The 21,886-nt window shown below is 60.5% G+C and carries 20 protein-coding genes; 11 read left to right on the top strand and 9 right to left on the bottom strand.

The annotated features are described in order from the left end of the window. Window positions 1-20: 20 nt before the first annotated feature. From ACFFT4_RS09295 to ACFFT4_RS09280, 4 genes are read right to left on the bottom strand one after another with little or no spacing between them, the layout of a single operon-like run. On the bottom strand, window positions 21-1,253 hold the full coding sequence (locus ACFFT4_RS09295; protein WP_378047000.1) for a hypothetical protein: 1,233 nt from the start codon (window positions 1,251-1,253) through the stop codon (window positions 21-23). Between the two features lie 13 nt (window positions 1,254-1,266). Continuing rightward, window positions 1,267-1,818: a DUF2249 domain-containing protein gene (locus tag ACFFT4_RS09290; RefSeq protein ID WP_378046999.1), complete on the bottom strand. Its 552-nt coding sequence runs from the start codon at window positions 1,816-1,818 to the stop codon at window positions 1,267-1,269. Window positions 1,819-1,835: 17 nt separating this feature from the next. Next, entirely contained in the window at window positions 1,836-2,162 is a 327-nt protein-coding gene (locus ACFFT4_RS09285; protein WP_378046997.1) for a hypothetical protein, read from the bottom strand. Further along, window positions 2,162-2,395 carry a DUF2249 domain-containing protein gene (locus ACFFT4_RS09280; protein ID WP_378046996.1) on the bottom strand — a complete coding sequence of 78 codons (234 nt, stop codon included), beginning with the start codon at window positions 2,393-2,395 and terminating at the stop codon, window positions 2,162-2,164. Before ACFFT4_RS09280 ends, ACFFT4_RS09285 begins: the two co-directional genes overlap by 1 nt. 222 nt (window positions 2,396-2,617) lie before the next feature. Here ACFFT4_RS09280 and lpdD point away from each other — a divergent pair, with 222 nt between their 5' ends. From lpdD to narI, 6 genes are all read left to right on the top strand, one after another. Then, the gene (lpdD, locus tag ACFFT4_RS09275; RefSeq protein WP_378046995.1) at window positions 2,618-3,016 is read left to right on the top strand and encodes a prenylated flavin chaperone LpdD; all 399 of its coding nucleotides are present in this window, start codon (window positions 2,618-2,620) and stop codon (window positions 3,014-3,016) included. Beyond that, window positions 2,997-4,001, top strand: coding sequence for a GTP 3',8-cyclase MoaA (gene moaA / locus ACFFT4_RS09270; RefSeq protein ID WP_378046993.1), 1,005 nt, complete (start codon window positions 2,997-2,999; stop codon window positions 3,999-4,001). Before lpdD ends, moaA begins: the two co-directional genes overlap by 20 nt. A 133-nt stretch (window positions 4,002-4,134) precedes the next feature. Further along, window positions 4,135-7,815, top strand: coding sequence for a nitrate reductase subunit alpha (locus ACFFT4_RS09265; RefSeq protein ID WP_378046991.1), 3,681 nt, complete (start codon window positions 4,135-4,137; stop codon window positions 7,813-7,815). Then, window positions 7,805-9,274, top strand: a complete 1,470-nt coding sequence (narH, locus tag ACFFT4_RS09260; protein WP_378046989.1) for a nitrate reductase subunit beta — start codon at window positions 7,805-7,807, stop codon at window positions 9,272-9,274. The genes ACFFT4_RS09265 and narH overlap by 11 nt, the downstream gene beginning before the upstream one ends. A 17-nt stretch (window positions 9,275-9,291) precedes the next feature. Beyond that, on the top strand, window positions 9,292-9,858 hold the full coding sequence (gene narJ / locus ACFFT4_RS09255; RefSeq protein WP_378046988.1) for a nitrate reductase molybdenum cofactor assembly chaperone: 567 nt from the start codon (window positions 9,292-9,294) through the stop codon (window positions 9,856-9,858). 3 nt (window positions 9,859-9,861) lie between these two features. Next, a complete protein-coding gene (narI, locus tag ACFFT4_RS09250; RefSeq protein WP_378046986.1) occupies window positions 9,862-10,542 on the top strand; it encodes a respiratory nitrate reductase subunit gamma in 681 nt (226 codons plus the stop codon). A 367-nt stretch (window positions 10,543-10,909) separates the two neighbouring features. Here narI and ACFFT4_RS09245 read toward each other — a convergent pair whose 3' ends face one another. Then, a complete protein-coding gene (locus tag ACFFT4_RS09245) occupies window positions 10,910-11,632 on the bottom strand; it encodes a Crp/Fnr family transcriptional regulator (protein ID WP_378046985.1) in 723 nt (240 codons plus the stop codon). Between the two features lie 182 nt (window positions 11,633-11,814). On the opposite strand from ACFFT4_RS09245, the gene ric reads away from it, so the two are divergent. Next, a complete protein-coding gene (gene ric / locus ACFFT4_RS09240; RefSeq protein WP_378046983.1) occupies window positions 11,815-12,528 on the top strand; it encodes an iron-sulfur cluster repair di-iron protein in 714 nt (237 codons plus the stop codon). 12 nt (window positions 12,529-12,540) lie between these two features. Here the strand turns inward: ric and ACFFT4_RS09235 are convergent, their stop codons facing one another. Beyond that, a complete protein-coding gene (locus tag ACFFT4_RS09235; RefSeq protein WP_378046981.1) occupies window positions 12,541-13,236 on the bottom strand; it encodes a Crp/Fnr family transcriptional regulator in 696 nt (231 codons plus the stop codon). Between the two features lie 158 nt (window positions 13,237-13,394). Here ACFFT4_RS09235 and ACFFT4_RS09230 point away from each other — a divergent pair, with 158 nt between their 5' ends. Beyond that, on the top strand, window positions 13,395-14,126 hold the full coding sequence (locus tag ACFFT4_RS09230; protein ID WP_378046980.1) for a YwiC-like family protein: 732 nt from the start codon (window positions 13,395-13,397) through the stop codon (window positions 14,124-14,126). Between the two features lie 72 nt (window positions 14,127-14,198). On the opposite strand, the gene nrdD is transcribed toward ACFFT4_RS09230, so the two are convergent. Together nrdD and ACFFT4_RS09220 are read right to left on the bottom strand one after the other, a co-directional pair. Then, complete coding sequence (gene nrdD / locus ACFFT4_RS09225; RefSeq protein WP_378046978.1) at window positions 14,199-16,133, bottom strand: anaerobic ribonucleoside-triphosphate reductase; 1,935 nt, start codon at window positions 16,131-16,133, stop codon at window positions 14,199-14,201. Between the two features lie 14 nt (window positions 16,134-16,147). Continuing rightward, window positions 16,148-16,834: a radical SAM protein gene (locus tag ACFFT4_RS09220; RefSeq protein WP_378046976.1), complete on the bottom strand. Its 687-nt coding sequence runs from the start codon at window positions 16,832-16,834 to the stop codon at window positions 16,148-16,150. Between the two features lie 111 nt (window positions 16,835-16,945). Here ACFFT4_RS09220 and ACFFT4_RS09215 point away from each other — a divergent pair, with 111 nt between their 5' ends. Further along, window positions 16,946-18,592, top strand: coding sequence for a radical SAM protein (locus ACFFT4_RS09215; protein WP_378046974.1), 1,647 nt, complete (start codon window positions 16,946-16,948; stop codon window positions 18,590-18,592). A 114-nt stretch (window positions 18,593-18,706) separates the two neighbouring features. On the opposite strand, the gene ACFFT4_RS09210 is transcribed toward ACFFT4_RS09215, so the two are convergent. Then, a complete protein-coding gene (locus tag ACFFT4_RS09210) occupies window positions 18,707-19,132 on the bottom strand; it encodes a YlbF family regulator (protein WP_378046972.1) in 426 nt (141 codons plus the stop codon). Between the two features lie 139 nt (window positions 19,133-19,271). Between ACFFT4_RS09210 and ACFFT4_RS09205 the strand changes: the two genes are divergently transcribed. After that, on the top strand, window positions 19,272-20,399 hold the full coding sequence (locus ACFFT4_RS09205) for a TIGR04053 family radical SAM/SPASM domain-containing protein (protein ID WP_378046971.1): 1,128 nt from the start codon (window positions 19,272-19,274) through the stop codon (window positions 20,397-20,399). Between the two features lie 29 nt (window positions 20,400-20,428). Beyond that, a complete protein-coding gene (hemG, locus tag ACFFT4_RS09200) occupies window positions 20,429-21,862 on the top strand; it encodes a protoporphyrinogen oxidase (protein ID WP_378046969.1) in 1,434 nt (477 codons plus the stop codon). The last annotated feature ends 24 nt before the right edge of the window (window positions 21,863-21,886 follow it).

Below are 21,886 nucleotides of genomic sequence, written 5' to 3'. Positions count from 1 at the left end.
TCAACCCCATTCCATATAAATTAGCGGGCGAATACGAGCGAGATGAGCGCAATGTAAGCGATGGAGAGCAGAGACAAAACCGTTCCGGCAATCGAAATCAACGGTGTCGATCCCGCCGCCAATCCTCCGAGTAGAAGAAGGCTGAAGGCGGCGATCGAGGCCAGGCCGACATTCGTCTTCCGCTCGCTCAGCAGATCGGCCATAACCGGAGTGCCGGGCTTGCCGGCCTGCTTTCCGTATTTGTGCGTCCACCACAGGAACGGGACGATTTTGGACGCGTAGCCGAGAATCGTAAACGAAACCCAGCCGCCCAGGTAAGCCCAGCCTGCCACGACGAGGGCGGAGGTGTGCAGCGTCCGCTCCGGATAGATAACCGAACAGGCGAAGGCGACGATTGTCATGACGGCGAAAGCTTGGCTCGCGTACATCGACCACTTGATTCCCGAGCCGGGAGTGCGCTTGTGCCGCTTCTTCTTGATCTGCAGCAGGTGAACGTTGTAGAGGACGGCCGCGGCCGCCAGCAGCAGAAGCGCAAGCCGGAGCGCCGGTATGCCCCAGTCGGCCAGGAACGCCAGCGCTCCGACCAGCACCGCGGCGTTCCACAGCGTCAGGACGACGCTTTGCAGCTTGATCGGATATTCGTGAGACAGATAAAACATCGGCAGCATTTTGTAGCTGAATCCGGTAATCAACAAGCCGAACCAGCCGACCGTCCCGAGCCAGATGTGCGCGCCGAACAGATTGTCGTGAGCGTTCGCCCATATTCCGGTTGCGAAGTTCAGGCCCATTGCCATCCCGGACAAGCCGGTCAGCAGCAGGCAGACGACCGCGGAGGCGGCGCTGATCGTAATCGCGTTCCACTTCGCCGCGCGAATCAAGGTCGCGCCGATATTCCAGGCGAAGGCGACGATTCCGCAGAACGCCAGCGAGGCGAAGGCCGCAATCCAGTGAATGTCTCCCCGAACGAAGCCGACGAGCAGACCGGCCAGTCCGACGGTGAAAAGCGCATAATGAACGTAACCCAGACGTTCGCTGTACAGCGAGGATTGCAGGATGACGTTGATCAACTGGTAGACGGCGCCCATCGCCAGCATGGTCGCCCATCCGAGCACGAACAGATGGATGTGAAACCAGCCGTCCGGACCGCGCAGCTCTTCGCCGAGCCAGCCGGACAGCGACAGCAGGGAGGCTCCGTGGAACAGCGCGAAGCCGACGATGCCGGTTACGATAAACAGAAAGGGGAGACGGGACATCGTTCTCGCCTCCTTACGGTTTTTGTATGCGGACCTTCGCCGAACCGTCCGGCTGCTCCTCTACGGTATAGGGGTAGCCAAGCGTCTGCAGCTCTTCGATCAGAAACATCGGTACGCGGTCGTTATGAATGCGGACTTCATCTCCCGACCGGCAGCGGTCGAGCGCGGACAGCGTGCGGATCATCGGCTTGGGCGGCTCCAGGCCGCGGTTGTCCAGCGTAATGACTTTCGCTTCTCCGGCCGGCACGGGTTCGCTATCCGCCGCTGCCGAGGCGAGTTCCTCGTTTGCCTCGTCATCGGCCCCGTCGTTCAGCCAGCTCTTGTTTTTCTTGTACACGAAGGTGGAAATCCAATGCTCGGGACCGATCTGCTCGGTTTTGCCCGTCAACCCCTTCATCTTGAGCACCCCGAACAGCGGCGCCGGCTTGAAGGTGGCGTGAAGGACGAAGATGTCGTCCTTGCCGAGATTTTTTACGGCGTCCATGATCAATTGGAACGGCTCCAGCTTCTTGCGAAGATGGGGTCTGACGTCCAGTTCGACGACTTTGGCGTCCTTGCGGTCCATGCGCGTTCACCTCCCGACTATTTGATTTCCCGCCTTTTGGCCTCTTCGTACAAGCCCGCCATCCCGCCGTACAGCGAGTAGAAGAAAGAGTCGGGCGCGTCCAGGGAAAAGGAGTTGTAGTCCTTCGGATCGACGCCGAGCATTTTCTCGAACAAACGGGCGGAGTCGTAGGCGTAGAAACAAAAATACGTATAGTCAAACTCCGGCATTTTCTCGTAAAGGGTTACGATCTCGGAGGCGTACTCGGCGATCTCGCGGGAAGCTTCCCGAACCATCGAGACCGCGTCCTCCAAGCCCACCGTAATCTTGATCGTCCTCTCATCGAGAATATCGACGCGCGCCATCAGATTTTCCCGATTCTGACCTGGAACACCGCAGGCCCTCGCTCGATGTAATCCCATGTAAAACGCTCCGCGTGATTCGCTTCGAACTGGTAGCGGAGAGGGACGGGGTCGTGATCGTTAATGAGCAGCATGGCCTCGCCGGACTCCAGCCGTTCGAACGTTTCGAAAATGACTTTGTGCTTCAGGTGCGGCGGGTACTCCGTGGCGTTGACGGCAGCGGCAAATGAACTCATTTTACATACCTCCTCAGGAGTGAATGGCTTTACGATCCCGATTATAGATCAGGCGCCGCGCGGCCCATGTGACCGCGATCACACCTAGGGCGGATTTCCGCGAGTTGGGAATTGTCTGTGACAGAAGGCCTTCGGCGGGACGACGGTGATCGCGATCACAGCAAGGGGCGATCCGCCTGCCTATACTTAGGGGGCGTTAGATAACGGAAGGGCGAGAAGCGGATGACAAGCGGCCGAACGAAGGAGAAGCAGGCGCAAAAAGTGGAGATCAGACATTACAGCATGGGAAAAGACGTCGTATTTTTCGTTACCGGGGGAGCGGCGCATATCGGTGCCGCGGCAACGGCCCGCTGGTCGAACGGGGAAGAGGAGACCGTTCATGTCGACGTCCTGACGCTTCCCGGTCATCGGGAGGATCGGCTGGCGGCCGAGCTGGCCGCGGCGGCGGCATCGGCTCTTCGCCGCACCGTCGCCGTGCTGGCGGGCATTCATCTGGATCGGCCTTCCCGCGAGGACATCGAAGGGATCGTCCGGGAGGCACGCCTTCGCATGAAGCAAGTTCTGAACGAATGGGAGGACAGGCCCGAGGAGAGTGAAGCGAGTGGAGAAACGATTGGTTGACGGATTCGGCAGAGTGCACGATTACTTGCGCATCTCGGTGACGGATCGCTGCAATCTGCGCTGCGTGTACTGCATGCCCGAGGAGGGCATGCGGTTCGAACCGGGACATCGCATCATGTCTTACGAGGAGATCGCCGAGGTCGTTGCGACGCTCGCCCCTCTCGGCGTGAAGAAGCTGCGGCTTACCGGAGGAGAGCCGCTGGTCAGGAAGGAGCTCGACCGCCTGGTCGCCATGCTGTCCGCAATTCCGGGCGTCGAGGATATCGCCTTGTCCACGAACGGAATTTATTTGGCTTCATTCGCCGAGCGGCTGAAGGAGGCCGGAGTCACCCGGGTGAACGTCAGCCTCGATTCGCTCGACCCGGACTGCTATGCGAGAATCACCCGGGGCGGCGATGTCCGCAAAGTACTGGAAGGGCTCAGAGCGAGCCGCCGCGTCGGCTTCGATCCGATCAAGCTGAACGTCGTGCTGATGAAGGGGACGAACGACGACGAAGTAGAGCAGTTTCTGCGCATGACCTGGGAGGAACCGATTCATATCCGCTTCATCGAATACATGCCGATCGGCTTCGAGAGCGCCGGCTGGAAAGCCGGATATTTGCCGCTCGAATACGTGTTGGACACTTGCCGCAGGCTGGGCTGGAGCTTCTCGCCTTGCGGGGACGTATACGGCAGCGGTCCGGCCAGCAGCTTTCGCATGGATGGAGCCGCTGGAACTTTCGGGCTCATAAGTCCGGTCAGCGATCATTTCTGCGGCAGCTGCAACCGCCTGCGTCTGACGGCCGACGGGAACATCAAGTCCTGCCTGTATTGGTCGGACGAATACAACGTGCGCAAGCATGCCGGCAATCCGGCGGCGATCGAGGCGCTGTTCCGGCGGGCGCTGGAGGCGAAGCCGGAGACGCACGAGATGGCCGCTGCGTTGGCCGGGGCAAACCGGTCGCGCGCGCCTACGGCCAGGCGGATGTCGCAAATCGGCGGGTAACGGCATTTGTCGAATTTATGAACGGGTGACGTCGGTCACAGCTTGTCGAATCCGCACGATGCTACATTGGACTACAGTTGCGGATCAGACATTTCTGGGGAACTCGCCCCGCATCCGGACAAGGAGGAGAACGATGGGCAAGTCGAGAACGCCGCTATTGCGCAAGCTTAACTATTTCGCCAAACGGGAACGGCATTCCGACGGCTGGAGCGAGGTGTCGCCCGCCGGCCGCGAGTGGGAGGACATGTACCGCAGACGATGGCAGCACGATAAAGTCGTGCGCTCGACGCACGGCGTCAACTGCACAGGCTCGTGCAGCTGGCAAATTTTCGTGAAGGACGGCATCGTCACTTGGGAGAACCAGGCGACCGATTATCCGTCCACCGGTCCGGACATGCCGGAATTCGAGCCGCGCGGCTGCCCGCGGGGCGCCAGCTTTTCCTGGTATTTGTACAGCCCGCTGCGGGTGAAATACCCTTACGTGCGCGGCGCGCTGCTGGAATTGTGGCGGGAGGCGCTGCGCCGGGAAGGCGATCCGGTGCGGGCGTGGGCGAGCATCGCGGACAATCCCGAGCTGGTCAAGAAGTACAAAACCGCCAGAGGCAAAGGGGGACTCGTGCGTGCTTCCTGGGACGAGGCGACGCAGATTATCTCCGCGTCGATGATTCATACGATCAAGCAGTACGGCCCCGACCGCATTATCGGGTTTTCCCCGATTCCGGCGATGTCCATGGTCAGTTACGCCGCCGGGTCCCGGTTTCTGTCGCTTGTCGGCTCGCCGCTGCTCAGCTTTTACGACTGGTATGCGGATTTGCCGCCGGCTTCGCCGCAAATCTGGGGCGATCAGACCGACGTGCCGGAGAGCAGCGACTGGTTCAACTCCGGCTACATTGTCGTCTGGGGCTCCAATCTTCCGATGACGAGAACGCCGGACGCCCACTTCCTGGCCGAGGTCCGTTACCGCGGGACGAAGGTCGTCTCCGTCAGCCCCGACTATGCGGAATTCGTCAAATTTGCCGATACGTGGCTGTCGGTCAAGCAGGGAACGGACGGCGCGCTGGCGATGGCGATGGGCCACGTTATTTTGAAGGAGTTTTACGTCGAGAGCCCGACCGAATACTTCATTCAATATGCGAAGCAATATACGGATTTCCCCAATCTCGTTCTGATCGAGGAGAACAACGGAGTTCACTCTGCGGGGAGGTTTCTCGTCGCGGACGATCTGGGCGAGAAGGGCAACAACATGCAGTGGAAAACGGTCGTGTACGACGACAACAGCGGAGCGCTCGCCGTGCCGAAGGGCAGCCTCGGCTTCCGTTGGGGCGAGGAGGGCACGTGGAATCTGCGAATGGAGACGGCGGACGGGCAGCAGCCGATCGACCCGAGACTGTCGCTGCTGGGCGTTCATAACGAGACGGCGACGATCCGGCTGCCGTATTTCGACGACGACGGCCGGCATCTGATGACGCGTACGATACCGGTCAAAAGAATCGTGAGCGGCGGCAAATCCCTCGTCGTCACGACCGTCTACGATCTGGTGCTCGCCAAGTACGGCGTCGATCGCGGGCTGGACGGAGAGCGTTCGGCGGATGAGTGCAGACCGTTCACGCCTGCCTGGCAGGAGAGCGTCACGGGCGTCGATCGCGACGAGGTTGTGCGGATCGCGCGCGAATTCGCCCGCAACGCCGACGAGACGAAGGGACGTTCCATGATTATCGTCGGAGCGGGCATTAACCACTGGTACAATTCCGACGTCATCTACCGCGCCATTCTGAACCTCGTCGTGATGACGGGCTGTCAGGGAGTGAACGGCGGAGGCTGGGCGCACTATGTCGGCCAGGAGAAGCTGCGCCCGGCGGAAGGCTGGCAGACGATCGCCTTCGCGCGAGATTGGGGCGGACCGGCGAGACTGCAGAACGGGACGTCGTTTTTCTATTTCGCGACCGACCAATGGCGCTACGAAGAAATGTCGGTAGACAGCCTGATCTCGCCGCTCGCGGAGAAGGCGCGTTACGCGCACGCAGCGGATTACAACGTGATGGCCGCCAGATTGGGCTGGCTGCCCTCCTATCCGCAGTTCGACCGCAACTCGCTCGACCTGTACCGGGATGCCCGCAAAGCGGGAGCCGACACGAACGAGGAAGTCGCGGCCTACGTGGCCCGGCAGCTGCAAGCGAGGAACCTGAAGTTCTCGATCGAAGCGCCGGACGATCCGGTCAACTTCCCGCGCGTGCTGTTCGTCTGGCGGGCGAATCTGATTTCCAGCTCGGGCAAAGGCCACGAATACTTCCTGAAGCACCTGCTCGGCGCCACCAACGGCTTGCTGAACGACGACGCCAACAGCTTTAGGCCGGAAGAGATCGCCTGGGCCGAGGAAGCGCCCGAAGGCAAGCTGGATTTGATGGTCAATCTCGACTTTCGGATGGCCGGCACGGCGCTGTACTCGGATATCGTGCTGCCCGCGGCGACCTGGTACGAGAAGAGCGATCTGAGCAGTACGGATATGCATCCGTTCGTGCATCCGTTTAATCCCGCGGTGTCCCCGCAATGGGAATCGCGCTCGGATTGGAACATCTTTAAGGAGCTGGCCCGGACGTTCTCGGAGATGGCCAAGGAGCAGTTCGACCGGCCGCAGCACGATATCGTGGCGACTCCGCTGCTGCACGATTCGCCGGACGAACTGGCCCAGCCGCTCGGACGCATTCGCGATTGGAGCCGGGGAGAGTGCAAGCCGATTCCGGGCCGCACGATGCCGCACTTTCATGTCGTGCAGCGCGACTATGGGACCGTCTACGAGAAGATGGTCGCGCTCGGTCCGCTGGTCAAAGACAAACCGATCGGAACAAAGGGCATCTCCTGGTCGGCCGCTCCGGAATACGACAAGCTGAAGCGGGTTCTCGGCACCGTGCGGCAAGGGCTGGCGGAAGGCTGTCCGGATCTGGGCACCGACCGCCGCGTCGCCGAGGCGATTCTGACGCTGTCCTCAACCACGAACGGCCATATGGCCGTAAGGGCGTGGGAAGCGCTGGAGAAGAAAACCGCGCTGCAGCTGAAGGATCTGGCCGAAGAGCGCGCGGAAGAGTGCTTCACGTTCGAGGAGATCACCTCCCGTCCGAAGACGGTCATTACTTCTCCCGCCTTCAGCGGCTCGGAGAAGGGCGGACGCCGCTACTCCCCGTTTACGACGAACGTGGAGCGCCTCATTCCGTGGCGCACGCTCACGGGGCGGCAGCAGTTCTACATCGATCACGAGATGCTGCGCGAATTCGGCGAGACGCTGGCGACGTTCAAGCCGACGCTGAAGCATACGCCGTTCCATCCGAACAGCAAGCGGCCGATTGAAGGCGGCAAGGAAATCGTCCTGAACTACTTGACGCCGCACAACAAATGGTCGATCCACAGCATGTACTACGACGCTCTGCCGATGCTGACGCTGTTCCGCGGCGGACCGACGGTGTGGATGAACTACGAGGACGCCGCAGAAGCCGAAGTGACCGACAACGACTGGATCGAGTGCTTCAACCGCAACGGCGTCGTCGTCGCGCGCGCCGTCGTCTCGCACCGGATTCCGCGCGGCATGGCTTTCATGTACCATGCCCAGGATCGGCACATCAACGTGCCGGGCACGCCAATTTCGCAGACGCGGGGCGGCACGCACAACAGCCCGACGCGCATCCACGTCAAGCCGACGCATATGATCGGCGGCTACGCGCAGCTCAGCTACGGCTTCAACTATTACGGTCCGACCGGCAACCAGCGGGATTTGCACGTCATCATTCGGAAGCTGCAGGAGGTGGTCTGGCTTGAAGATTAAAGCTCAGGTCGGCATGGTCATGAACCTGGACAAATGCATCGGCTGCCATACGTGCAGCGTAACGTGCAAAAACACGTGGACGAACCGTCCGGGCGCCGAATACATGTACTGGAACAACGTCGAGACGAAGCCGGGCATCGGGTATCCGAAGCAGTGGGAGGACCAGGAGCGCTACAAGGGCGGCTGGGAGCTGAGGAAAGGCAAGCTGGAGCTGAAATCGGGAAGCCGGGGCAAGCGGCTGCTGAACATTTTCCATAACCCGGACCAGCCGACGCTCGACGACTATTACGAGCCGTGGACGTACGAATACGAGAAGCTGACGAACAGTCCCGCCAAGAAGCATCAGCCGGTGGCGCGGCCGAAATCGACGGTGACCGGCTCGTACATGAACCTCGAATGGGGACCAAACTGGGAGGACGACCTGGCGGGCGCGCACGTGACGGGAATGGAAGATCCGAACATGCGCGGCCTGGAGGAGTCCGTCAAGATGGACTTCGAGCAGGTGTTCATGATGTATTTGCCGCGCATCTGCGAGCACTGCATCAACCCTGCTTGCGTCTCGTCCTGTCCGTCGGGAGCGATGTACAAGCGGGACGAGGACGGCATCGTGCTGGTCGATCAGAACGCGTGCCGGGCGTGGCGGTTCTGCGTGTCGAGCTGCCCGTACAAGAAAGTGTACTTCAATTGGCAGACGAACAAGGCGGAGAAGTGCACGCTCTGCTTCCCTCGCATCGAAGCCGGCCTGCCGACGATCTGCTCCGAGACCTGCGTCGGACGCATCCGGTATCTCGGCTTGATGTTCTACGACGCGGACAAAGTGGAAGCCGCCGCTTCGGTGGAGAGCGAGCAGGACCTGTACGAATCCCAGATGGGCATCTTCCTCGATCCACACGATCCCGAAGTGATCAAGGAAGCGCGCAAGGAAGGCATTCCGGAGGACTGGATCGAAGCCGCTCAGCGTTCGCCGATCTACAAGATGGTCATGGAATGGCGGATCGCGCTGCCGCTGCATCCGGAATACCGGACGCTGCCGATGGTTTGGTACGTGCCCCCGCTGAGCCCGATCACGAATCGAATCGAAGGCAAGGGCAGCGCGCTGGATCCGAACGATATTTTTCCGGCGATCGACAGCATGCGGATTCCGGTCGACTATTTGGCCAACCTGCTGACCGCGGGTGATTCCGGACTGATCCGCGAGGTGCTGCGCAAAATGGCGGTCATGCGCATTCATATGCGCAACAAGCAGACGGGGCGCGTCAGCGATCCGGCTCTGCTGGAGACGATCGGGCAGAGCGTGCAGACGGTGGAGGACATGTACCGGCTGCTCGCGATCGCCAAATACGACGACCGCTTCGTCATACCGCCGGCCCATCGCGAGCAGGTGGCCGACTTGTACAGCGAGCAGGGTGGCTGCGGCCTCGATTTTATGGGCGGGCCGGGCGCGTGCGGCGTATTTTGACCGAGGAGGAGCTGCGAATGGATATCGAGACAACCCGGACGGTTTGCTGGCTTCTGTCTTATACGTTTCAGTACCCCGACCGGGATTGGAGAGAGCGGCTTCCGGCGTTCCGGGAGGAAGCGGAAGGTCTCCCGGACCCGGCTGCCGCCGCGGTTCTTGCCGCCTTTCTTCAATTGGCGGAGGAAGCCGACGAAATGCGGTGGCAGGACGATTACGTGCGAACGTTCGATTTCGGCAGGGCGTCCAATCTGTATTTAACCTATGGGCAGTACGGCGAGGAACGCGATCGGGGGGCCGCCCTGCTGGAGTTAAAGCGGCAGTATGCCGCCGCGGGTTACGAGTTGACAGGGGGCGAGCTTCCCGATTATCTTCCGCTGATGCTCGAATTCGCTTCGGCCGCCCCTTGGGAGACGTCCGGAGCGCTGCTGGGAGCCCGAACGCAAGCGCTGGAATCGATTCGCGGCAAGCTGGCGGAAGCGAACAGTCCGTACGCGGCATTAATGGAATTGCTCTTGCGGATCGTTCCCGCGACGCCGTCGAACGAAGCGCAGGAAGCGATATTGCCGGCGAGAGGAGGGAACTAAGCGATGGAGGTATTGCTGTGGGGCGTCCTGCCTTACGTGGTTCTGACGCTCTTCGTCGCCGGGTTGATCTGGCGGTATGCGACCAACCCGTTCGGCTGGACGTCCAAATCCAGCGAAATGCTGGAAAAGCGCAAGCTGAAATGGGGGAGCCTGCTGTTTCATTACGGCATTCTGGCCGTCTTCTGCGGACATATTGCCGGGCTGCTCGTCCCTGTGGAAGTGTATCGCCGGCTGGGGGTCAGCGACGAGCTGTATCACCTTGCGGCGATCGCTGGCGGGATGCCCGCGGGCATCGCCGCGTTCGTCGGCTCGCTCATTCTGCTGTACCGCAGATATGCCGACGCCCGCATTCGCGCGACGAGCAGCACGGGCGACCGGGCGGCGCTGCTCGTTCTCGTCGTCGTCCTGTTCACCGGACTGGCGGCCACGGCGGGGAACTCCCTGAGCCACGGGGATTTCGACTACCGGACGACGATCAATCCTTGGCTGCGGGGCGTGCTGGCGCTGCAGCCGGACCCTGCGCTGATGGAGACGGTGCCGGTCGGATTCAAGGTTCACATTTTGACCACGTTTGTCCTGTACCTCGTCTTTCCGTTTACGCGGCTCGTTCACGTATTCAGCCTGCCTTTGGGCTATTTAAGAAGAAGCTATGTGCTGTATCGCCGCAGGAACGGGTCCGCCTAGCTTTGACGCGGGAGGTTCCCGTGAGTCGTTAGAGGGCAATAACGGAAATGGGGCTGTCTCCTAAGTACGGAGAGTCGTACAGAAAGATGCCCGATGGAATCATGCAAGTCGCATCTATCTCCTTCCGCTGCAAGATACCCCACAAAGTGACGTTAAGCTGCGAAGCTTATTCCGATTACTTTGCGGGGGCCCCAAAACCCGATCCTGAAATAGGAAGCACTAACCCGTCACAGGGTCATTTCAGGAACGTATGAGGCAGTCTCCAGGAGATAGATGCTTCTTCTTTTTCATCGATCCTCTTATACGACCCGACTTATGGAACAGCTCCGTTTTTTCTCGCCTACGGGACGGAGCCGCCGAGCGCAAATTACATGCGGCACAGATCCTTGGGACACAGCTCGCAGCGGCATATCGACTGCAAATAGGTTAAATTCGTAATCGTGATCATGCCGTCGTTCATGGAGACGGCTCCCGCTCTGCGCAGCTCGCCCAGAATCCGGTTGACGCTCTCCCGCGCGCAGCCGATATGGTCGGCCAGCTCGGCGTTCGTCAGCTTCATCGTAATATGGATGCCATCCTCGTCCTCCCGCCCGTAAGTGTTGGACAGACGGATCAGCGTGGAGCAGAGGGCGCCCGGCTTGCCCAGCATGACGAGATCGCGAAACTTCGTCTGGGTCAGCCGGTGCATGAAGCTGATCCAATTGACGAATTCGATCGCCAAATCCCCGTGCTGCCAGAGCAGCACCTCCAGATCGCTTCGCTGCAGCGCGCCGACGACGCATTTCTCCATCGTCGTGGCGGTGAACGGATGAACCGATCTGGACGACGTGTCGAGCTGACCGAAAAAATCCCCGCCGTGGAACAGGGACATAATGTATTCCTTGCCTTCCTCCGACAGCTTCGTCAATTTGACTTTGCCCGATTGAATGAAATACAGGCTGGTTGCGGCGTCTCCTTCGCGGAATACGTTGACGTTCTCTTCGAAGTTCTGAAAGTGCATCATTTGCTGCAGCTTCTGCAGATTGTCGGCGGAGAAAACGGAAGAGTTGCGAATCGGGCTGCGGTCGGTTTGCTTTTGAGCGGCAATCACGTGCGTCACCTCCAGGATACGTTGGAGCAAGTATAGCAGAGGAACGAAACGCCAAGTGTGACAGATCTCACATCTTTTGGCCCTCCAAGCGAACGAAATGTGTCCTGCGTCACAGAGCGGGTGTTTGGCTATGCCTATACTGGGAGGGAGAGGACAGAAAACAACGAAAGGAAGGATCGGATATGAGCCAACGGTTTAACGGAGAAGAGAGGATTGGAGATATCGTGGCCGATTTCCCGGGTGCAAGCCGTCTGTTCAAGGAGGCGAAAATCGACTTCTGCTGCGGAGGGGATCGCAAGTTATCGGAGGCCGCCGGCGGTCAAGGGTTAAGCCTGGACGAGCTGACGAGCCGATTGAATGCGAGCTACGCGGAAGCGGCGGCCAGGAACGAGGCGGTCGAGACAGATTGGAAGACGGCGCCGATCCCGGATTTCATCGATCATATCGTCGAGCGGCATCACGACTATTTGAAGAAGGAGCTGCCGCACATCGGCGAGCTGCTGACGAAGGTGCTGCGCGTCCACGGAGCCGGGCACCCCGAACTCGCCTTGCTGCACAGACGGTTCCATCAAATGAAAATCGAGCTGGACCAGCATCTGATCGCCGAGGAAGAAACGCTCTTCCCGCTGCTCAAGCGCTACGCGGCCGAGCCGGGCGAAGAAGCGCGGGAGAAGGCGGTCGCGGGGCTGGACGACCTGGAGAAGGACCACAGCGTCGTCGGCGACTATTTGAAGGAAATGAGGGAGAAGTCGGACGGATACGCTCTGCCTCCGGAGGCGTGCAGAACCTATACGCTTGCCTTCGGGAAGCTGGTCGAGCTGGAAGCGGATCTGTTCGAGCATATCCATCTGGAGAACAACGTGCTGTTCCCGCGGATCGAACAAGCCCGGCTGTAACGCGCTTCGGGGTTACCGGAGCTCCTTGAGCTGCTTTAGCGCTTCCAGATCGATAATGACGATCCGGCTGCGATCAACTTCAAGCAAATCTTCCTTGTTGAACTGATTAAGCAGCCGGTTGATCGTCTCTCTTGTCGTTCCGATGGAGTTGGCGATCTCTTGGTGGGTCATCGGCAGGTTGATCGTAATCTTGTTGTCCTGGACGTCTCCGTGCTGTTCGGCGAGCTGCAGCAGGAACGACAGCACCCGGTGCTTGACGTCCTGTCCGGACAGCACCTGGAGCTTCTCCTGCAGCTCGCGGATCTTGTCGCCCATCACGCGCATCATCTTGATCGCGATCGACGGCGTATTCAGCATCAGCCGCTCGAACACCTTGACGGGAATCGCCAGCAGCCGGGTGTCGACGATCGCCTCGGCCGTGGCCGGATACGGATTCTGGTTGAAGAAGCCGGTGTGCGGGAACAGGTCTCCGGTCTTCAGGAAGGAAACGATCTGCTCGTGGCCGTTTTCGTCCGTTTTGTACGTTTTCACCAAACCGTTCTTGATGAAGTAGACGGCTTCTTTTTCGCTGCCTTCCGCAAAAATAACCGATTTTCTCGGAATGAAGCGGGAGATCGTGATCTCCTCGACCCGTTCCATCTCCTGAGGGTTCAAATCGTGAAACAGCGGAACCTGCCGCAGGAAAGCGGACGTTTTTTCCTTGCTCATGGACACATCCTCCTAGAGTAGCGGATTAACGAAACGGTTCAACCTATACCGTTTAATTGTAACGGAAATTCCGGTAAGATGGAGATATAACTGAGAATCATTTTCAACAGAATCATGAATTCTCGTCCGAGCGGCGAATCGACAATGGGGGAGTGGCGATGAAAAAAAAGAAAAAGCTGGTGATCCCTCACGAACACGGCGGATGGGCGATGGTCAGCGTACCGTTCCTGACCGGCATGGCGGCCGCGTCTCCGCAATGGCTTCATTTGCCGCTGTTCGCCGGATGGCTGCTCTTATATTTGGCTTCGTATCCGCTCCTGCAAGCCGTGAAGAGAGCGTCGAACAGAGACCGCATGCTGCGCTGGGGCTCGGGATACGCGCTGGCCGCGCTGGCCTGTCTGATTCCGCCGCTGATCGAGCGGCCGGAGCTGGCTTATTTCGGCATTCCGCTGGCCGCGCTGCTCGCGGTGAACGTCTGGCATTCAAAGCGGAAGTCGGAGCGGGCGCTGCTGAACGACCTGTGCGCCATTGTCAGCTTCTCGCTGGCCGCCGCGGCGGCTTACTTGGCCGGAGGCGGGGAATGGGGCGCGGAGATGGCCGCGCTCGCGGCGTTTAACTTCGCCTATTTCATGGGAACGGCGTTTTTCGTCAAAACCGTGTTCAGGGAAAGGCTTAGCGCTCGCTGGGTCGTTTACGCGAAAATCTACCATGTGCTGGCCCTGGTCCTTCCGTGGGCGATCGGCTACCCGCCGATGACGATTCCGTTCGTCTTCCCGGCCTTGAGGGCGTTCGTTTACGCAGGACGGACGATGAGGCCGGCCAAGGTCGGCATAATGGAGATCGCCGGCGCAGTGCAGTTTCTGCTGTTGACCGTGCTGCTGTTTCGTTGAAACGGAGAAACGGCCCGCTCTCGCCGATATGCAGCTGTCGGCGGTGGCGGGCCGTTGTTGCGCGAGGGCGGTCTATTGCCGCTGCAGCGTTTCCTCCTTCAGCCGCTTGCGCGTATTCCAATCGAAGCGCCTGGCCTTGCTCCAGAAGTTGAATTGTCCCGAATAGCAGCCTTCCTCGTCGACGCGGATCTTCTTGCGGGCGATCATTTTAACGTAGCCGATGACCCGGCTGTAGGTCGCCAGATCGTCGCTGCCGCACGCCGGGCAATGTTCGACGTTCCTGCCGTCGTCGGCGACGATCTGCTTGCCGCAGCCGAGGCAGCTCGTCAAGGTCGGCGTCAAGGTGATGTACTGGATCGGCTTGTCGAAAATTTTCCGCAAATAGTCCGCCAGCCGCTCGGGAGACACTTTGCTTTCCAGGAAGTGATGCAGAATGCTTCCCGAGGTGGCGTACGCCTGGAATTCCGCGCTGTTCTCGATTTGCCGGGTAAAGTCGTCTTCGCTGAAGGGCAGCATGCAGCCGGACGTCAGGTACACATCGTCCCCCGTGCCCTGCACGAAAATGGCGCGATTCCGGCTGTGCGCCCATTTGACGTCGTGGCGGGCCAGCTTGATCGCCGCGTTCTCGCCCGGCGCGTATTCGATGCCGCAGGCGACGCGGTCCCGCACGATGAATTCGTTGATCCGCTCCGTCATAAACTGCATGATCCGGTGCGCCAGAAGCTTGCCTTCCTCGTTGTTCATTCCGCCCGCATATCCGGCGTTGATCAGCCCTTCGTGCATCCCGGCCACGCCGAACACGTTAAAATAATTGGACAAGTCGCGGTTAAACGCGAAGAAGGTCGGGTACAGCTCCTTGTTCCGCTCGATCCATTTCCGCTTCGCCATATGGCCTTCCTGCATGACTTCCAGCATTTCGGCGATTTTGGAAAACAGCCGCTTTTCGTCGTGTCCGTATTCCATCAGCATTCGGTTTAAGTTCAAGTTCAGCACCTGCACCGCTCCGGTGGACCCGGTCGAGCTGCCGAAGATGCCGCTGCCGACCCGGGACAGCACGTTCAGGTCGATCTGCAGCCGGCAGCACAGGCTGCGGCTCGCCTCCGGATCGCGCGGCTTCAAATAAGGGTTGAGCCGTCGATAGCGTTCGTCCCGGAACGGAGCGGAGCGGAAATTTTCGAAATAGACGCCGCCCCAGCGGTACATGCCGTCGAGCAGCTCGAGAAACAGGCCATTGCCGTAGTCGAATTCGTCGTCGATCGGCACGGTTAGCAGCGGGAAGGTGAACGGAATGCCGTTGCCCGTCCCTTGCTTCATCACTTCGATGACGGCGCGGTTGATGCGGTCGAAGTAATCGGCGGGGATGTCGCGATACCGGATATCGAGCGGCGTCCCGCCGAGGATCACAAGCTCGTCCTTGATCTCGTCGGACGGCTTGCCGAATTCGAGCGTAATGTTGGTGAACGCCGATTGGGAGCCGCCGCGCAGCGGCATATTCATCTCCCAGATCAGGCTCTGGAACAATTGCGCCAGCTCGTCTTCCGAGAAACGGCGGCCGTGCAGCGTTTCCTCCGCATACAGGTAGGAGGCCGAGACCGTCGTCATCTGCGACAGCATCACCGCTCCGGACACCTGTTGGGACATGAGCACGACAACGTTGCTGAAATGCCGGAGCAGCGTATCCAGCTTGCGGGTCGGTCGGGAGCTCATCATATTTTTGGCCAGCGTGGGAATGCCCTTGGTCGCGATGTCTTTGCACGATACGCTGAGGCAGTAGGGGCTGAGCTGCTTGTCGTGAATGTAGACGACGCCGTCCCGGTACAGCTCGGTCAGTCTGGCCGGCAGTATGCGTTCCAGCAGGTAGCGTTCCTCCGAGAAATTGGTCAGGTTGTGCCGGAGCAGCGGCAGGGAGTAGACAAAGTTGCTGTTTTCCCGTTTTAAGTAGTCTGCCTGTTTCGTTTCCGACGGGGAAGTGAACGTCTCGACGATTTCTTCGGTGCGGCTGAACATGGCGATTCCTCCAGTCAAAGTTGGGAATGCCGCCGCGGTGCTTGCGGCGGGTAATACGGATTAAGAAAGTAGGGAACGCGGCTGCCGTGCTTGGCGTTTAATTCGTCCACGTAGGCGCGGATTCGCTCGAAGTATTCGTCGCTGAGCTGCGGATAACGCACGGTGCGCACCTGGCTGGTCTCGCCGTTGTGCCGGATGACGGCTTCCACGGCCGCCAGCATATCCCGGCGCGTTCGCCGGGAAGGAACCGTGCCGATAATCGTTTCGTAGACGTCGGAATCTTCGCCGGGATCCAGAAGATGATAGGGCAGCTTCATGTCGATATGTACGCCGTCGACAAGCCCGCGGTCGAGCAGCATTCGCAATTTCCCCGGATAGGTGCCGTTCGTATACACGATAACGGCGCCGTCGAACGCGCCCCGGACGCTGCGGAGGAAGTCGACGATATCGGAGGCGCGATTGACGAGGAATTCCCCTCCGCTGACGAGCAGGGCGTCGAACAGCCCGGCGCTCGCCCGAATGCGTTCGACGGCCTGCTCGGCGGTCAGCCGGCTCGCGTCCGGCTTGGCCGCGATCAGATCGTCGTAATTGTGACAGCCGAAGCAGCGCATATTGCAGCCGTTCCAGCTGTGGATGAGCAACGAGACGCGCCCCGGCAAATCGTCGAACGTGCGAACGAACCCGGGATAGAAAGCGAGCATCCCCAAATCCCTCCTTCATAAAGAATAAGCGCTGATCCACCTCCCTGATTTCTTGGGCACTATATGTGGGGTGATGAGAAGAATAGTAATACAACATATCGGCTCCATGTAGTGATAGAAATCACAAAGCGCATCATTTTATTTCCGGAATTCGCACAATTCGCCCGCACGGCCGCTTGCCGAGGCGAGGTGACCGCCGTCACATCGGCTTATCTTCGGATGTGGTACATTACGACGTACGACGGGGACATCTCCAAGGAAAGGAGGGAGGGCTTTGCCGAGCAGAAAGCGAAGCGGGCAGGCCGCGGCAGCGGGCCAGGCATGAAGGCCCCTAATGGCGAGCGGCTGCCTTGGAAGGCATCCCGTTTTACCCGGTTGGCGAGCGTCGGAGACAGGGGAGGCGTGCTGTACAATTCTTATACCGGCGCGCTGGCGGCCGTTTCTTCCAGGGAACGGGACGAAGCGGCCCGTTTGCTGGACGGAGCCGTCGAGGCGCCGGGCGATGCCGACGGGCTGGCGGCGGAATTGCTGGACGCGGGTTTTCTCGTTCCCTCCGACACGGACGAGCTGGAGCGGGCTTCGCGATTTCACGAGGCGCTTAAGGCGGCGAGGACGATGCATCTTGTGCTGATGCCGACGGAGGCGTGCAGCTTTCGCTGCTCGTATTGCTATCAGACGTTTGAGCGCGGAGCGATGACGAGGGAGGTGATCGACGGGCTGAAAAGTTACGTTCGGAGAGCGGCGGAGCGCGTCGAGCAGATAACGGTCAGTTGGTTCGGAGGGGAGCCGCTGCTTGCGTTCGATACGATCCTCGAGCTGTCCGACAGCTTCATGGACAGCTGCAGGCGAGGCGGGGCCCGGTATTCGGCGGACATGTCGACGAACGGATACGGACTGACGAAGACGAGGCTCGCCCGCTTGGTCGAACGCCAAGTCCGGCGCTACATGATCACCCTCGACGGCGGAGCCGGCGTTCACGACCGCAGAAGGAAGCTTCGCGGCGGGGGACCGACCTATCGGACCATTATCGATAATTTGACGGAATGGCGCGAGCTGGACGAGGAATATGCGGTCGATCTTCGCGTCAATTTCGACGAGGACAACGTGCGGGACTTGAAGGCATGGTTCGGCGAATTGTCGGCGCTCTTGGGCGGCGATCGCCGCTTCGGACTGCTGGTTCGGCCGGTCGGGCGGTGGGGCGGCCCGCGGGACGCCCAACTGCCCGTCTGCGACCGGACGGCATCGGACCGTTATCTGTGGGAGCTCGCCGAGCAGGGCCGTCGGGCCGGTCTGCCCGTTAGCGGATCGATTGCGGACGCGCTCCTGCCGGCGGGAGCGGTATGCTACGCGGCCAAGCCGAACGCCCTGGTCGTCGGCGCGGACGGCCGGTTGTACAAGTGCTCCGTCGCGCTGGACGACGACGCGAACCAAGTCGGCCGGCTGGAGCGGGACGGAACGATGCGGCTGGATCGCGACAAAATCGCGTTATGGACGGAGTCGGGAGAAGAGAAGGACGACGTATGCCGGACGTGCTTCTACCGGCCCGCCTGCCAAGGCAATCATTGCCCGTTATACCGGATGCGCACGGGCCGGCGGCCCTGCCCGCACGAGAAGAGAAGGCTGAATCGGGTGCTGGCTCTGCTGGGGAACGATCATATCGACAAGGAAGGAGGAGAAGCGGATGAAGCTTATCCGGCCGCCCGTCTCAACGGCGCAAGCTCTGCAGACGGGCAAAGTGATGAAGTCGGTCCCGGGTAACTTGACGTAGGCAAGACAGGGGAAAGGGCATGAATGCGCTCCGCCGCGGGAGAGCTTCATGCCCTTTCTGCTTGCCTATGCACCAAAAGCCCGGCGGCGGAAAGGTCCCGTCCGTCAGTGGCCGTGGCCGCTTCCGCAGCTGCCGCCGCAGCCGCAATCGCCCTTCTTGAGGTCGCCCGATTCCGGAAGGCGGTCGAGCTCGATGGTTTTCGTAAAATATTGGCTGATCCTGTCGTGAAGCTGACCGAATTCGCGCTGGGCGTACAGAAACTTGCGAATGACGTCGTTGTCGTACAGCGCCCGTTCTTCCTGCTCGTAACGGGCGATTTCCCCGGACGTCAGCTCGATGTCCGCGTCTTCCTTCCGCCGGAGATGCTGGTGCTCCTCCATGAAGCGTTCGTATTGCTGCAGCGACGGTTCGTCCGAAGCGAATCGATCGATCGAATCGCGCAATTCCTTGTAGGCCTCCTGCCCGAGCAGCGTCTCGCAGAGCTCCTTCATTTTCTCCATGATCGGGTCGCCGTCCAGCTTGATTACCATAGGTCGTCCTCCTTGTCGTTTGGCTCCTCCTCACCTTAAGCGAAACGAAACCGGAGGACTGTGACGGGCCTCACAGCCAGCGGGAGCAAACTCCTCTAGGCTAAGAAAAACGAAAGGCAATTCGAAAGGAGGCGGCCGTATGTCGTCGATCGTTCGAGAGAGGGATTACAGCGTGAATCCGTTTATCGTCATCTGGGAAGTGACTCGGGCCTGCGCGTTGAAATGCTTGCACTGCCGGGCCGAGGCGCAGTATCGCGCCGATCCCCGCCAGCTGACGTTGGAGGAGGGCAAGAAGCTGATCGACAGCATCGCGGAAATGGACAACCCGCTGTTCGTGTTCACCGGCGGAGATCCGCTGATGCGTCCGGATCTGTTCGAGCTGGCCCGGTACGCGATCGAGGAGAAGAAGCTTCCCGTCTCGATGACGCCGAGCGCCACGCCGAGAGTGACGCGAGGAGCGATCCGCAGGGCGAAGGAGGTCGGGCTGTCGCGCTGGGCGTTCAGCCTGGACGGCTCGCGGGCGGACATCCACGATCATTTTCGCGGGACGAAAGGTTCCTACGAGCTGACGATGCGAGGAATCGACTATTTGCAGGAGCTGCAAATTCCGATCCAGATCAATACGACAGTGTCGCAGTACAATCTGCACGATCTCGAGGCGACGGCGGAGAAGGTGAAGGAGATGGGCGCCGTGCTGTGGAGCGTCTTCTTCCTCGTTCCGACCGGACGCGGGATGGAGAAGGACATGATCTCCCCGGAGCAGCACGAAGAGGTGATGAAGTGGCTGTTCCGCGTCCAGCAGCGCATGCCGTACGGAGTGAAGGCGACGGAGGCTCCGCATTATCGCCGGGTGTTCATGCAGGAGAAGCTGCGCGCGGGCGCGGCAGGGCAGGAACAAACCGGCATGAAAAGGGCGGACCTGCTCGGGCGAGCGCACAAAGGGGTAAACGACGGGGACGGGTTCGTCTTCATCAGCCATATCGGCGACGTGTACCCGAGCGGTTTTCTGCCGATTTCCTGCGGCAACGTTCGGGAGACGCCGCTGACGGACATCTACCGCCATTCTCCGCTGCTGCAGCGGCTTCGCGACAAATCGCTGCTGAAGGGCAAATGCGGGGTCTGCGAGTTCAAGGAGCTGTGCGGAGGGTCTCGAGCCAGAGCGTACGCCGTCACCGGCGACGAGCTGGAGAGCGATCCGTATTGCGCGTATATTCCGAAGAAATGGGCGGAATTCGAGGCGACCCCCGGGCAGAGCGGCTTGAGATGATCGAGGGTCAAGGAGGGGCGGGGGAAAAGATGGAAGGCAAACGTCGGAAAATCGTTGTTGCGGGCGGGGGAATTACCGGGATGAGCGCGGCGTTTTACGCGGTCCAATATTTTGCGCAGCGAGGCGAGGAGGCGGACGTCGCACTCGTAGAGAAGAGCCCGAGACTGGGCGGCCAGATTCGCACGCTCCATCGCGACGGCTTCGTCATCGAACAAGGGCCGGATTCTTTCCTGGCCCGCAAGCCGGCCGCGCTCAAGCTCGTTCGCGAGCTCGGTCTGGAGGACCGTCTGGCGGCGACCAATCCGAATCCGCGGGCGAAGAAAAACTACATCCTGTACAAAGACAAGCTTCACGAGATGCCGCCGGGGCTCGTGCTGGGCATTCCTACGGCGCTATCCCCCTTCGTCAGAACCGGGCTCGTGTCGCCGCTCGGCAAGCTTCGCGCCGCGATGGATTTGCTGCTGCCGAGAAGGAAGGACGAGAGCGACGAGTCGTTGGGAAGCTTTATCCGGCGCAGATTGGGCAGGGAGGTGCTGGAGCATATTACCGAGCCTTTGCTTGCCGGCATTTACGCGGGGGACACGCAGACGCTGAGCCTGCAAGCGACGTTCCCGCAGTTCCGCCAGATCGAGCGCGAGCATCGCAGTCTGATGATCGGAATGCTGGCGAGCAGGAGGAATCCGCCGTCCGCCGATCCGGCACTGCCGGAAATTGCGCGGAAGAGCCTGTTTCTCACGTTCGATCGCGGGCTGTCCGTGCTGACGCAGCGGCTGGAGGAGGCGCTGCCGGCGGTTCGGAAGGTGATGGGCCGGAGCATCGAACGAGTCGCAAGGGAGACGGACGGGTACAGGCTGCAGCTGGACGACGGGGCGGAGCTGCGGGCGGACGGCCTGATTCTGGCGCTGCCCGCCGCCGAAACGGCGAGGCTCTTGCCCGAAGTTCCCGAGGCGGCGTGGCTGGAGCGCATCGCGTACGCTTCCGTCGCGAACATCGCCCTTGCTTACCGGGAAGAGGATATTCCCCGCGGTCTGGATGGCTCCGGCTTTGTCGTTCCGAAGCGGGAAGGCCGGTTGATTACGGCCTGTACGTGGTCGTCGTCGAAATGGCCGCATGCCGCGCCGCCCGGTTACGCGCTGCTGCGGACGTATGTCGGACGGGCCAATGCGCAGGAATGGCTGAAGCTGTCGGAGCAGGAGCTGGTCGCCGGCGTCAAGGCAGATTTGCGAACCACCATGGGCATTGCCGCCGATCCGCTGTTCGTCGAGATCAGCCGCTGTCACCGCTCGATGCCGCAGTACCCGGTCGGCCATCGCGAGCGGCTGAAGGAGCTGCGGGCGCGGCTGGCGATCGAGCTGCCCGGCGTATGGCTGTGCGGCGCCGGGTACGAAGGCGTCGGCATCCCCGACTGCATCGAGCAGGGCCGCAAGGCGGCCGAGCGGGCGGTATCCTATATGCTGTCTTGACCCGTTATCGGATTCCAGCGCTTT

It is taken from the genome of Cohnella cellulosilytica (genome assembly GCF_042431195.1).
GTDB lineage: Bacteria > Bacillota > Bacilli > Paenibacillales > Paenibacillaceae > Cohnella > Cohnella cellulosilytica.
Note: the sequence above shows the minus strand (reverse complement) of the source record. Positions and strands in the feature narration are given on the sequence as shown.